This is a genomic window from Bosea sp. PAMC 26642 (genome assembly GCF_001562255.1).
In the GTDB taxonomy this organism is placed as follows: Bacteria; Pseudomonadota; Alphaproteobacteria; order Rhizobiales; family Beijerinckiaceae; genus Allobosea.
Genome location: NZ_CP014301.1, coordinates 688742 through 701634 on the forward strand (window position 1 = coordinate 688742; position 12893 = coordinate 701634).

The 12893-nt window shown below is 59.7% G+C and carries 11 protein-coding genes; 3 read left to right on the top strand and 8 right to left on the bottom strand.

The window, feature by feature from the left end:
- Nucleotides 1-94: 94 nt before the first annotated feature.
- The 3 genes from AXW83_RS03290 to AXW83_RS03300 are packed head-to-tail and all read right to left on the bottom strand — an operon-like array spanning nt 95 to nt 3318.
- Complete coding sequence (locus AXW83_RS03290) at nt 95-928, bottom strand: IclR family transcriptional regulator (RefSeq protein WP_066610589.1); 834 nt, start codon at nt 926-928, stop codon at nt 95-97.
- 57 nt (nt 929-985) lie between these two features.
- Nucleotides 986-2515, bottom strand: a complete 1530-nt coding sequence (locus AXW83_RS03295) for an AMP-binding protein (RefSeq protein ID WP_066610590.1) — start codon at nt 2513-2515, stop codon at nt 986-988.
- Nucleotides 2516-2541: 26 nt separating this feature from the next.
- A complete protein-coding gene (locus AXW83_RS03300; protein ID WP_066610593.1) occupies nt 2542-3318 on the bottom strand; it encodes an enoyl-CoA hydratase/isomerase family protein in 777 nt (258 codons plus the stop codon).
- Nucleotides 3319-3508: 190 nt separating this feature from the next.
- Between AXW83_RS03300 and AXW83_RS03305 the strand changes: the two genes are divergently transcribed.
- Genes AXW83_RS03305 through AXW83_RS03315 form a run of 3 tightly spaced genes read left to right on the top strand, consistent with a single transcriptional unit; the run spans nt 3509 to nt 6948 of the window.
- Nucleotides 3509-5056 (top strand): AMP-binding protein, encoded by a 1548-nt coding sequence (locus tag AXW83_RS03305; RefSeq protein WP_066610600.1) that lies wholly within the window; start codon nt 3509-3511, stop codon nt 5054-5056.
- Nucleotides 5057-5065: 9 nt separating this feature from the next.
- Complete coding sequence (locus AXW83_RS03310; protein WP_066610605.1) at nt 5066-6034, top strand: ABC transporter permease; 969 nt, start codon at nt 5066-5068, stop codon at nt 6032-6034.
- Nucleotides 6031-6948: an ABC transporter permease gene (locus tag AXW83_RS03315; protein WP_066610607.1), complete on the top strand. Its 918-nt coding sequence runs from the start codon at nt 6031-6033 to the stop codon at nt 6946-6948. The genes AXW83_RS03310 and AXW83_RS03315 overlap by 4 nt, the downstream gene beginning before the upstream one ends.
- Nucleotides 6949-7039: 91 nt before the next feature.
- Here AXW83_RS03315 and AXW83_RS26930 read toward each other — a convergent pair whose 3' ends face one another.
- From AXW83_RS26930 to AXW83_RS03320, 5 genes are all read right to left on the bottom strand, one after another.
- Nucleotides 7040-8575, bottom strand: a complete 1536-nt coding sequence (locus AXW83_RS26930) for a hypothetical protein (RefSeq protein ID WP_156639757.1) — start codon at nt 8573-8575, stop codon at nt 7040-7042.
- Complete coding sequence (locus AXW83_RS26935) at nt 8553-9134, bottom strand: hypothetical protein (protein WP_156639759.1); 582 nt, start codon at nt 9132-9134, stop codon at nt 8553-8555. Before AXW83_RS26935 ends, AXW83_RS26930 begins: the two co-directional genes overlap by 23 nt.
- Nucleotides 9135-9143: 9 nt before the next feature.
- The gene (locus AXW83_RS26940) at nt 9144-9758 is read right to left on the bottom strand and encodes a hypothetical protein (protein ID WP_156639760.1); all 615 of its coding nucleotides are present in this window, start codon (nt 9756-9758) and stop codon (nt 9144-9146) included.
- Nucleotides 9759-11394: 1636 nt separating this feature from the next.
- A complete protein-coding gene (locus AXW83_RS28130) occupies nt 11395-11526 on the bottom strand; it encodes a GIY-YIG nuclease family protein (RefSeq protein WP_335339352.1) in 132 nt (43 codons plus the stop codon).
- Between the two features lie 141 nt (nt 11527-11667).
- Nucleotides 11668-12753, bottom strand: coding sequence for a lactonase family protein (locus AXW83_RS03320; protein WP_210179636.1), 1086 nt, complete (start codon nt 12751-12753; stop codon nt 11668-11670).
- Nucleotides 12754-12893: the final 140 nt, after the last annotated feature.

The window sequence follows — 12893 nt, forward strand, 5'->3', positions numbered from 1 at the left end:
GTGTCTGCGCCCTGCGGCCGTGACCGCGATGAACGGGCGTGCGCAGGCGAGGGGAGCCGAGGCGGCTCGCCCGTCAGGCATCGGTGAGCGATGATCAGGCGCTGAGTGTCTCGGTGGCGCGTGCGGCGGCTGCGGCGACCAGCGGCGCCAGATCCCGGATCGCCGCCGGGCGCTCGAAGCGGGTCGTCAGCGTCGACAGATTGATCGCGCCGACAGCTCGCCCGGCCCGATCATGGACAGCCGCCGACACCGATATCGAACCCTGCTCCATATTTTTCTCTGTTACGGCGAAGCCCTCGGCTTTGACCGCTTCGAGAATGCGCATCATCTCGGCGGCGTCCTTCGCCCGCGTGCGACCGGGGACCGATTCATGCGAGGCGTTCCAGACCTTTTCGATATGGGCTGGTGCGGAATGCCCGAGCAGGACCTGACCGGAAGACGAGGACAGCGCCGGGAAGCGGGTGCCGACCGGCAGGTTGATAGAAGAGATGTGCGTGCTAGCGATGGTGGTGATGATGACGATGTCGGCGCGATCGACCTCGACCCAGGAGATCGTCTCGCGGGTGCGCTCCGCCAAGTCGCGCATGGCGGGGTAGGCGGCATCGAGCGCGGTGTTGGACGAGACGACGCTCTGCGCGAAGCGGAAGACCTTCTTGGCCAGGGTGTAGCGCTTGGTCTGCTCGTCCCGGTCGAGATAGCCAAGGCGCTCGAGCGTGTAGATGAAGCGCTGCGAGGCGCTGCGGCCGAGCCCGGTGCGGATAGCGATATCGGAAAGGCTCAAGCTCGCCGTTGTCTTGTCGAAGGTCTCCAGCACCTTCATCGCCTTGCCGACCGAGGCGACGAACAGGCGTTCGTCGATCTCCCCGACCGCGGGGCCGGCATCCCTCGGCGACAGGCCCAGGCTTGCGTTCGTCGTTGCGTCCGGCATTGCGCCTTCTTGCTTTCCTGTCGATGGGGCGCAGCGTTAGCATTTTTGCGCTGCGTCTCAAACCCGGTCAGTCAGCCCCCGGAATTGATTTTCGAAACGCTGTTTGAGAAGGTTTTTCTGTATCTTTCCCAAGGTGTTGCGCGGCATTTCGGAGATGACTTCGATCCGCTTTGGGACCTTGTATCCGGCCAGCGAGCGCTTGAGGGTATCGATCGCAGCGCGCGGATCGAAAGCCTCAGCCGCAAGCGTGAGCTGAACGACGGCAACGACGGCTTCACCGAAATCCATATGGGGGATGCCGATTACGGCGCTCTCGGCCACGCCGTCCAGCGCGTTGACGGCCGCCTCGACCTCCTTGGGATAGACGTTGAGCCCGCCCGAGATGATCAGGTCGGCGCCACGCCCGAGGACGCTGACATAACCCCGCGCATCCCGGCGCCCGAAATCGCCGGTGCGGAACCAGCCGACGCGGAATGACGCGGCGGTCTTGTCGGGATCCTGCCAGTAGCCGAGGAACGGATAGGGCTGACGCAGTTCGATCATGCCGACGGTCCCCGCCTCGACGCCCTCGCCCTGTTCGTCGACGATGCGAACCTCCGATCCCGGCAGCGGCAGCCCCGAACCGTCGGGCTGGCGAACGTCGTCGAGCCGGTTCGACGTCGCGATCAAGACTTCGGTGAGGCCATAGCGGTCGAGCAGGCGATGGCCGGTTCGGTCCGCGAAAGCCTCGAAAGCATCGGGACGCATCGGTGCCGAGCCCGTCACGAACAGACGCATCGCGCTGCAGAGGTCGCGATTGAACCGGGGATCGGCCATCAGCCGGCTGTAATAGGTCGGCACCCCGGCGAAGATCGTGGCGCGCGGGAGCTTGGCCAGCACGCGTTCGGTGTCGAATTTCGGCAGCAGGATCATCGACGCTCCGCCCGCCAGGGCGGGCGTCGTCGTCCCGAACAGGCCAAAAGCCATCGGGTTGGCGTGCAGCAGCGTGTCGGCGTCGGTGATCCCCCAGCAGGACGCCAGCGAGCGCGCATTCCAGATCACGGCTCCGGCGGAAAGGAGAGCGCCCTTGGGCCGCCCGGTTGTGCCGGAGGTGTAGACCATTGCGTTCGGGTCGGATGGCGCGATCGTCTGGAGCGGGCTCCCGCCGGGCATCGTGGCGCTCCGTTCGGCGAGGGTTCCCGCCCCGCTGGCATCAAGCGTCAGGACGGGACAGCCTGCGGCGCTGGCAACATCGTGCCGGATCGGATCGCAGACGACGAGTTTGGGCCGCGCATCGCCGAGGATGTGGCTGACCTCGCCATCGGTCAGGCCGATGTGCACGGGCACGTAGACGGCGCCGAGGCGGCAGACGGCGAGGTAGAGCAGAACCGCTTCGGGCGACTTCTCGAGAATGCCCGCGACGCAATCGCCTTTTGCTACCCCTTCGCTGGCCAGCAGATCGGCATAGCGTGCGGTGATGCCGGGTACGTCCCCATAACGAACCACGCGATCATCCGCGTTCTCCATGAAGATGCGATCGGAATCGCGTGCACCGCCGATCAGGGCGGCGAAGACGTTCGCATCGTCGGGCACGGTGATGACGGCCATCGTGTCGTTCTGCTGATCTGTCGGCGCTAGCGGCCGGTGAAGACGGGTTTGCGCTTTTCGGCGAAGGCGCGCGAGCCTTCGCGATAGTCGTCGCTGCGGTCGGCCAGATCGGAGAGCGCGGCGATCTCGCCGGCCACGTCGGCGAGACGGCCCTGCAGCAGCGCATCGCAGGCGAGCTTGGACGCGCGGATCGAAATCGGGGCGTTGGCGATGATCGGTTGCGCCATGCGCAGGGCCGCCTCGACGACGTCGCCCTCGACCACGTCCGAGATCAGACCACAATTGCGGGCAGAGCCAGCGTCGATCAGTTCGCCGGTATAGAGCATGCGTCGGGCCATGGTGATGCCGGCGGTCGCAACCAGCAAGCGCGTGCTGTCGGCCGGGTAAACCAGGCCGAGCTTGGCCGGCGGAACGCCGAACCGCGCCGTCGGGTCCGCGATCCGGAAATCGGCCCGCAGCGCGAGCGTGCAGCCGCCGCCGACGCAAGGCCCGCTGATGGCGGCGATGACCGGGACTAGCGAGGCGGAGACGGCGGCATAGCAGGCCATGATCGAATCCCAATAGGCCTGCCGTGCCGGTGGATCGTCGCGCACGGCTGCGAAGGCGCCGATCTCGTCGCCGGCGCAGAAGGCGCCGCCCCGACCGGTCAGGACGATGGCGCGGATCGCGGGATCGGATTTCAGCGCGAGGAAGCTGTCGCCCAGGGCCTGCCACGCGGCGGCGTTCAGGGCATTGCGCTTGGCGGGGCGGTTGATCGCCACGATGGCGACTCCCTCGCGGCGATCGAGCTCGATATCGGCCATGACATGCGCCTTGATAATATTGCGATATAATAACATTTATTATAAATGCTGATGCGGCCTGTCAACGGGCGCTGGTGTCGACCGCTTGACAGACGCGAAATCCACTATCAAAATCCAATTACAGTTATTGTAATGCGATATCAAAAAGCGAGTCACGGCTCGTGGCTCCAACGTCAGCACGGACCACCTCATGCAGACCAACGACATCACCATCGCACAGCTCTGGGACGCGCGCGCCGCACGGGATCCGGGGCATGTCTACTGCCGTTTCGAGGATGAGAGCTGGACGATCGGTCAGCTCGACGGGCGCATCAACCGCCTGGCGAATGCCTTGCTGGCGTCGGGGCTCCAGAAGGGCGATCGCGTCGCCGTGATGCTTCCGAGCCATCCCGACCACGTCATCGTCATCTTCGCCCTCGCCAAGGCGGGCCTCGTCCGCATCCCGGTCAATGTTCACCTCAAGGCCGCTGCGCTCGATTTCGTCTTCGAGCGCTTCGAGCCGCATACCCTGATCGCCGACGAGGCCTATGCCGGGGCGCTGGCGCCGATCGTCGAGAGGTCGCCCGGACTTTCGGTCTTCTGGCGCGGGCGCGACGGGGCAGGGAGCCTGTCGGGACTGGTCGAAGCGGGCAGCCCGCTGCCGCCGCCAATGGTCGTCGAAGCGGACGATATCATCGCGATCACGCCGAGTTCCGGCACCACCGGCGAACCGAAGGGCGTCCTCAAGACCGACCGCAGTCTTCGGGCCGGGCCGATGGGGACGCTGGCGCTGACGGGCGCGACCGCCGGCGACGTCTTTCTGCTCTGGGAGCCGCTGCATCATGGCGCTGGCGTCGCGGTTCTGATCGCCGCCCTGATGGAGCCGATCACGCTCGCCATGGTCGACAAGTTTAGCGCCTCGCAGTTCTGGGAGCAGGTGCGCCGCTTCGAGGTGACGCATATCCACTATCTGGGCGGTGTGCTGCCGCTGCTGCTCAAGCAGCCCGCGAACCCGCGCGACCGCGACCACAAGGTCCGCATGGCCTGGGGCGGCGGCTGCCCGCTCGATGTCTGGCGCGCCTTCGAGGAGCGCTTCGGGGTTTCGCTCTATGAGGGCTACGGACTGTCGGAGATGACGACGTTCGTCACGATCAACCCCGAGGGGCGGCTCGGCTCCTGCGGTCGGCCGCTGCCGTTCTACAAGGTGCGCCTGCTGGACGATGAGGGCGTCGAGGTCGGCCTGGGCGAGCCGGGCGAGATCGTCGTGCGGCCGCTGGAGCCCGGCCTCGCGTTCAAGGGCTATTTCCGAATGGAGGAGACGGGCGCGGCTCTGGTTAAGGACGGCTGGTTCTCGACCGGCGACCTCGCCCGCAAGGACGACGACGGCTTCCTGTTCTATTCCGGGCGCAAGAAGGACAGCGTCCGGCGCCGTGGCGTCAACATTTCGGCCTGGGAGGTGGAGCGCATAGTCTTGACCCATGACGACATCGAGGAATGCGCCCTGATCGGGGTGCCCAGCGAGATGGGCGACGACGACCTCAAGCTCTTCATTCGCGCGACGCCAGGGCGCGAGCCTGCACCGCTCGATCTGATCCGCTGGTGCGAGAGCCGGATGCCGTATTTCCAGATTCCGCGTTATATCGAGCCGATCGAGGAATTCCCGAAAACACCGACGCAACGGATCAAGAAGAGTGACCTGAGCCGTAGCGTCAGTGAGAGCTTCGACCTGGAAGCTTCCGGATACAAGATCGGGAGGTAGCGGGACGCGATGACTGGCTGGTTCCTTCAGCGATTGCTCCAGGCCGTCTTCGTCATGCTGGCGATGACGCTGATCGTGTTCATTGGCGTCAGCGTCATCGGCGACCCCGTCGAGGTGCTGATCTCCCCCGATGCGGATCAGGCGGAGCGCATACGGGCGATTGCGGCATTCGGTCTCGATCGCCCGCTCTGGGCGCAGTACCTGTCGTTCCTCAACGGTGCGATTCATGGCGATCTCGGCCGCAGCTTCGTCTACAACGAGCCGGCTCTGAAGGTGATCCTCCAGCGCATGCCGGCGACGCTTGAACTCGCAATCTGCGCCATGCTCCTGGCGACCTTCATCGGCATCCCGCTCGGCCTCTACGCCGGACTCAGACCCAATGCGCCGATGGCGCGCGTGATCATGACAGGCTCGATCTTGGGCTTCTCGCTGCCGGGCTTCTGGGTCGGCCTGCTGCTGATCATGGTCTTCGCGGTCCAACTCGGCTGGCTGCCTTCGGGGGGGCGCGGCGAGACACGCCAGTTACTGGGCATCGGCTGGTCCTTCCTGACCCTCGATGGGCTGCAGCATCTCGCGCTGCCGGCGCTCAATCTCGCGCTTTTCAAGATTTCGCTGGTCATGAGGCTTGTGCGGGCCGAAACGCGCGAGGTCATCCCCCAGGACTTCATCCGCACGGCGCGCGCCAAGGGGTTGCCAGAGAGCAGCGTAATCTTACGGCATTTGCTGAAAAACATCATGATCCCGGTCGTCACCATCATCGGCCTCGAGTTCGGCTCGGTCATAGCCTTCTCGGTGGTGACGGAGACGATCTTTGCCTGGCCCGGCATGGGCAAGCTGATCATCGACAGCATCCATGTGCTCGACCGCCCGATGATCGTCGCCTATCTCATGATCATCGTGTTGATGTTCGTGATCATCAATCTGCTGGTCGATTGCCTTTATACGGCACTCGACCCCCGGGTGAGGCTGGGCAAATGACGGCACCCACGTCGACGCCGGAGATCACCTCCCCGCCGCGCGCGACGCCCGCTCGGCGCTTCGTGCGGGCCTTCGCGTCGTCGAAGCTCGCCATGGGCGGCCTCGTCGCCTTTACCGCGATCGTACTGGCGGCGCTGCTGGCGCCCTGGATCTCGCCGCAGAACCCATATGACCTGATGCAACTCGACATCCTAGAGGGTCGGCTGCCGCCGGGCTCCGTCTCGGGCGCCGGGATGACCTACTGGCTTGGCACGGACGACCAGGGCCGGGACATGCTCTCAGCCATTCTTTACGGGCTGCGCATTTCCCTCGCGGTCGGCATCTGCTCGGCGCTGCTGGCCGCCGCCGTCGGCACCACGCTGGGCCTGTTCGCGGCCTATGCCGGCGGACGGATCGAGACCGCGCTGATGCGGCTGGTCGATCTGCAGCTCTCCTTTCCGACGATCCTGATCGCGCTGATGATCCTCGCCTTCCTGGGCAAGGGCATCGCCAATGTGATCCTCGCGCTGGTGATCGTCGAGTGGGCGACCTATGCCCGCACGGCCCGGGCAAGCGCGCTCATAGAGAGTCGCAAGGAATACATCGAGGCGGCGCTCGCGATGGGCGCGCGGCCCATGCGGATCCTGTTCCGGCACCTGCTGCCCAACTGCCTGCCGCCCTTGATGGTCATCGCGACCGTACAGATCGCGCGCGCCATCGCGCTGGAGGCGACCCTGTCGTTTCTCGGACTGGGCGTGCCGGTGACCGAGCCCAGCCTGGGCATGCTGATCGCCAACGGCTACCAGTACATGCTGTCCGGCAAGTTCTGGATCAGCTTCTATCCGGGTCTGGCCCTGCTCGCGACCGTCGTGGCGATCAACCTGATCGGCGACCATCTTCGCGACGTGCTGAACCCGCGACGGCAAGACGGTTAGACCAAGGCAACCGCAGACCGCCAGCCAGCGCCACAGTGGCTGAAGCTGAGAGTGGAGCCGGTCCGGTTGGCCACGTCTGCTTTTGATCGTACTACCACGTCGACCGCACCATGAGGACCGTGGTATTATCGTCGTCGGGATCATCAGCAGGAAGCATATAAATCTCTATGGCGGCATGCCTACTTACGTCAATTTCGATACCTGGGTTACTTGGATCGCTATATCTGCTATTAACCGTCAAGCCGGGATATATACTCAGAAAATCAGATTTAGCGTTATTTAAAGCCTTCATGGCATCATCACGAGATTTGCCAGAATATAGTACGATACGAATGTATGACTCACCGTTTCTTTTGAGATGAAGTCGAGATTGCACCTCTTTGTCCAATATAGAGCCCACCGGACATACCTTTTCGGATGGTCTTATAGTGCAAATTCCCGTGATACGGCTGATGAATTTCTCCGACGCAAGGTCCACCAGAGGCGGCATAACTCGGTAGAGTTCTCGGGCCGAAGGGCCAAGCGTTGCGACGTCGACATTAGTAGCCGCAGCGGGCCCGCCACGATCGGTGAATTCAGCACTGACAAGTGTATACCACGAATAAACCGTTCGCGGATAAATAATGGCAAACTCAATATCATCAAGACGCATTAACGATATTGTGCCAGTAATTAATTGACGTCCGCCTGGCGCGATATCGAAAACGTATTCTTTAGAGAATAATGGAAACGGCGGCATAGAGTTGCCAAGATATTTAACGGCTGCGTACTGAACTGTTAATCTGACGTTAATTGGGCGGGAACTAGAGTTTCCATACCATAGTCGATAAGTCTGCGTAGAACTGTCTGTTGATCGCGGCAATGTTTCATCTTTTAGAATCAGCGCGCCTACAGCATCTGAATCTGTGTGGACAATCTTTTTACAAAGGCGATAACTCCAATCAGTTTTATCTTCGTCTTCTTCAACCTCGATTGCTTGTTGTAACATTCTGAGCAAAGATTTTTCTTCCTCGGTCTTCGAAGAGAGCCGCTCGCCGAGCGCTCGCAGCACACCTAACGTGACAGCCATGTGGCGTTGTTGCATGGACGGATGGCTGCCGGCATCAAGGCGATCGTCGCTCAATGAAGTAGCCATCTTAAGAAAAGTGTCGAGTTGATCGGCCACGGCCCCTAGACCTGAGATCGCCACATTCTCCGTAAAAATCGTGCTGGCAGTGTAATGCGCCCCTACCAAGTCGGCCTGGCATTCGAACAAACGGCGGATCTCCGCCTTGTCTGATGGATACTCGGAATTGTAGAGGCTAAATTGCGCTTGATGCCAAAGTTCGTGAGCAATTATCCAGCGTAGACGATAGATTTTGATAGACTCTACCTCATCTTTTAGATCCGATCGTAATCGCTTCAAGCCAATTGAAACTGTTCCGTCAGGTCGGGAGATGTAGCCTCCATCCTCTGATACAGTGATTTTAGCTTCAATGTCATAAAATTGGATAATAGATTTCGCTTCATTCCTGAGCGATAATTCTAAGTTGTTGAGGACGTCCGCATGAGAAGGCAGACTAATTGAAGACAAAAGTAGGAAAAGTAACAGTGCTACGGGCCTGCTAATCGATGCGAGTTTGTTCATCTCTGATTCCCGCAAATGTTACAAGTAAAATGGCAAGAGATAAAGAAATTACAGAAGCAAAGAACGTCAGGAGCATCAACAGGTGACGAAAGATTATTTCGCTTTTGTACCAAATTTGTTCGATTTGTCCGGCATATACCTGGATCAACATTTGAGTACCCATCTCAGGATGCTCTCTAGCATAGCGTTCAGCATCAGGTAACATCGTTTTGCCGATCGTTACAACGCCGCGACCGTCGTATGCAGAGGTCCAGTGTGCGTACTGGTATTGGTATATGAAATAAGTACAGAATCCAAATCCTAGAAAAATGACACCAAAGACAATAAATAAAATCTTTTTGGAGTTATTTTGCGAATTTTTAAAGAAATAGAAACACACACCAATTACAATCGCTAACATTAATTGTACGAATTTTGTAGTGGTTTCCGGTAATAAATCTGCACCCAAAAGTCGAGGAGGAGACGCAAAGCTTATAAACACAACACTTGCCAGCCAAATGCTTAACTGGAAGAAGAGCGACCAGTTACGCCGTAATTTAGAAAGCATGCTGTATTCCATTCTCACTCTCTAAGGCAAAATGAACACGACGCTCTCGGAGTCATTTCCATTCAGGCCAACCGATACGGTCTGCCTTGCCACAACTTGATCAGCAGCATTCGAAGCAGAAAATTGATATATGCCAGGTGGCAAAGAGCCATTCGCAGGACTACTGACACCAAGAGGGGCCATGGGGTTGGCGTTGGCCCAACGAAGCGGGTTCGCTACTATTCGCAGGCCCGGAACAGCTTGACCATTCCGTTCAGTATGAACTGCGACTTCTACTCTGCCTCTAAAGACCGCCCCAGCGCCCGCTGCGGCCGCTTCGAATAAAATTTTCAACTGAAGATCTTTGGCTACGACGTTTAAAGATTCTACATTATCGTTCTTATCGGTATTATTCAGTGTGGATTCCATCAGTTTGGCATTGAAATCTAAAGACTCAACGTAATCTTGGCGAATTTGAACCGGCTCAAATCGCATTGTTATCTCACGTATTGATCGAACTAGTCGCCTCACATCGCTTAACTGCTTTTTGTCAATTGATTGTGAGCTCTCAGCGGAATCAAAGTATTTATACATCCGGAAAAAGACGGTATCGAGCGCAATTGGTCCACCGGCCTGTGCAAAGACCGCTTCAGGCATTAGGGCTGTCGCAAGAAAGATTATACCGTAAAAAAACGACCCGAAATTCATGCTATCACTGCCCTGGCGGAGTCGGAATCATATTAAAATAAAAGACTAGCCATTTATTATTCTCCATCTCGAGGAAGACGTCGGAGAATACGTTACCGGTCGGATAAGTTTCGCGATAACGAATGTATTAAAAACTACCTCTATCGCCGTTCTGCAATTGCGTCATTGGCGTAGATCCAATTAGGAGGCGAGATTGAGCAGGGCCTCCCGACTGAATTCGGAACATATTTACCCATTGTGTAAGCCCTTCGACGCTAGTGGAGTTTCTTCCCCTCGCTGCTGATCGGCTATAAAGATCGCTGCCGCTTACCGTGTGAAGTGACGATAAAAAGGCGGCGGCACTCTGCTCTGCTTCGGCTTTAGGCGTTTGGGCGTGCGCCGATCCCAGCCATGCCGTGTACAGGCATATAACCATTCCGAGAGCGAACGTTGCGTTTTGAAGTAGCGCGCGTTTCATATCAGCAACCACCTTCTCGACTATCGTAGCTATAACGCTGAACAATGCTCTTTTCAATCGTGTTGTCGTCGAGCTGTCTCCAAGACGCTTCCCGCCAGCCTAGCAAGCATCTCACCGGAATCGTACGATTAGTTGCCTTCAGGCCGCCGATGCTCTTCTCACGCCGAGGGGCTCCCATCAGCTCGCGCCGAGAGACTCCGGCATAACCAAGTCGGCCGAAGTTAGGGCGTAAACCCATAATTGCGGGCGGACCGATTCCAGCTGCGGCGATTTCGTGATTCAAGCTCTGAAAGGGGAGCTTGGCGATGGGACGCTACGAACTCAGCGATTTCGAATGGGCGGCAATCGAGCCGCATCTTCCTAGCAAGCCGCGTGGGTTGCCTTGAGTCGATGATCGGCGCGTCATTAGGGCGGATGTTCCGGCCTGCTATGGCCCGGCGAGCGCAGGAGCGGGACAGAATTTCTCGAGGAGGCGGTTGCCGCCCTTCGCGCCGTGCTGAAGGAAAGGACGCAGGATTGCGTCCCGCCGCAATGGGCCGAGACGCAGAACAATCTCGGCATCGCGCTAACCAAACTAGGCGAGCGCGAGACGGCACAAAAAGCCACAAGGAGGCAGTTGCCGCCTTCTGCGCCGCCCTGAAGGCGAGGACGCAAGATCACGCGCAACTGAATCGGGCAGCGACTAAAAATAGGCTTGAAGCCGCTCTTTCTATTACTGGTCAAGCGATCGAAAAGATAGATAAGAGAGACGTGGTCGGCATCGGACTTCATAGGAGGAGGCTGGAACGTCATAGGAGGAGGCTGGAATGTCCGGTTCCGGGCAACAGCCCAATGTCTGCAGTTGGCGCAAAAATGTCGGTAGGGCACCCCGTTTAAGAGAAGTTATTGGCCTGTAATGCGGCCCATGAGGTCAGCCCTTGCAGTTCTGAAAGAGCTCCAAAGTAGTGTTGCGAAGTCTGGTCGGTTGGTGTAGCACAGCTGTCGTCGCGTCGTGTCGAACGACAAGCGATTTCAATGACTTAGAGGGTTCGCGCTCTGGCTGCGCATCCTAGTCCCCCAGCCACTTCGCTAAGTGGTTGATTCAAAGACAAAATTCAATCGCCGCAACGGAACCGCATGCGGTCGTGCCTATTGAAAGCGTCGGCGCTTGAACGCCGCGGCATCGGCCCCTGTCAGCTTGAACCACTCGCTATTGGCGCGCCGATCGGGGAAACTTCGGTGCCGGTAAGCTTCGATGCCTGCCGGATCATCGGTCGCGATGACATGGACAAGTTCGGCCTTCTCTGGGGCGCGAGCCGAATCTCTGTCACGCGGCGCTCAAGCTGGTCGCTGCACCCGATCTGGTAGTGGGCGCCCAACTGGGATCAGACCGATGTGCCTCAGCGGCTATCGCCTATCGAGCTACGGCAGCTCGATGATCTCCACCCAGTTCGGGTTCTTGCCGAGCGGGTAGCGCTTCAGCTCCTTCAGCGCGCCGCTCTCGGTGTCGATCGCGTAAAGCGTCGCTGAATCGGATTTCTGCCCTGCCGCGACCAGGAAGCGCCCGCTCGGATCGATGCTGAAGCCGCGCGGCTGCGTCTCGGTCGCGAAGTTGCCGGCAGGTGTCAGGGCGCCCGTCGCCGCATCGACACGGAACGCCGCGATCGTGTTGGACGTCCGCTCGGATGCGTAGATGAAGCGGCCATTCGGCGTGATCTTGAGCTCGGCGCTCGATGGCGCACCGCCCTGGAAGCCGGGCGGCACCACGCTGACGCTGGTGGTCTCGGACAGGGTGCCCTTGCCGGCATCGAAGCGATAGGTGTTCAGCGTGCCGTCCAGCTCGTTGAGAAGATAGGCGAACTTGTCGTCCGGGCTGAAGACGAAATGACGCGGTCCCGCTCCCTTCTTCGTCTCGACGAAGGGGGGATCGTTGGGCACGACGCGACCGGTTGCGGCGTCGAATTTGTACTGCAGCAGGATGTCGCCGCCGAGATTGCTGGCGAAGACATGCGTGTTGGAACGGTCCGTCAAAATGGCGTGCGCATTCTTGCGGGTCGCCACGACCTGAACCGGCTCGGCCTGGACGAGTCCCTGCGGGCCGATCGGGTTGATCGCGATCTTGTCGCCGCCATAGGAGGCGCTGAGCAGGAAGCGGCCCGTTCGATCGGTCGAGACATAGGCCATGTTGTCGGGCAGGGGCACGGTGGAGCCGAGGGTCAGTCTGCCGCTTTTCCCGTCGATGGCGAAGGAACTGACCGAGAAGGGCTGCGAGCGCAGCGAAACGTAGAGTTGGCGCCTGTCGGGGGACACCGCCATCGGCATCGCGGTTCCGCTCACCGATACGGTCTCGACGGGCTTGAGTTCGCCGGCCCGCGCGTCCAGCTCCAGCACGCTGATCTCGCGGCTGTCGGCATTCGAGACATAAACGATTGTCTTTGCGGCGGCAGGCATGGTGGTCATCATGACCGCAAGCATCGCCGTGGCGCCAGCATTTTTCATAGCGATCATGATCGTCCCCCTGATGTCCCGGCCGCCATTTTGCTGGCGGCTCGCCCTTTATGAGGACGCAGGGTAGCGGGTCGGCGCGGCCGGGACAGATCAAAGGCCGTATCGACCGATCCAATCGGCGCATCGCGCAGGGGCCGGGC

Coding starts and splice junctions, on each gene's coding strand:
- AXW83_RS26930 (WP_156639757.1), bottom strand. CDS start 8,575: ATGAACAAACTCGCATCGATTAGCAGGCCCGTAGCACTGTTACTTTTC.
- AXW83_RS03290 (WP_066610589.1), bottom strand. CDS start 928: ATGCCGGACGCAACGACGAACGCAAGCCTGGGCCTGTCGCCGAGGGAT.
- AXW83_RS26935 (WP_156639759.1), bottom strand. CDS start 9,134: ATGGAATACAGCATGCTTTCTAAATTACGGCGTAACTGGTCGCTCTTC.
- AXW83_RS03305 (WP_066610600.1), top strand. CDS start 3,509: ATGCAGACCAACGACATCACCATCGCACAGCTCTGGGACGCGCGCGCC.
- AXW83_RS03300 (WP_066610593.1), bottom strand. CDS start 3,318: ATGGCCGATATCGAGCTCGATCGCCGCGAGGGAGTCGCCATCGTGGCG.
- AXW83_RS03295 (WP_066610590.1), bottom strand. CDS start 2,515: ATGGCCGTCATCACCGTGCCCGACGATGCGAACGTCTTCGCCGCCCTG.
- AXW83_RS03320 (WP_210179636.1), bottom strand. CDS start 12,753: ATGATCGCTATGAAAAATGCTGGCGCCACGGCGATGCTTGCGGTCATG.
- AXW83_RS26940 (WP_156639760.1), bottom strand. CDS start 9,758: ATGCCTGAAGCGGTCTTTGCACAGGCCGGTGGACCAATTGCGCTCGAT.
- AXW83_RS03315 (WP_066610607.1), top strand. CDS start 6,031: ATGACGGCACCCACGTCGACGCCGGAGATCACCTCCCCGCCGCGCGCG.
- AXW83_RS03310 (WP_066610605.1), top strand. CDS start 5,066: ATGACTGGCTGGTTCCTTCAGCGATTGCTCCAGGCCGTCTTCGTCATG.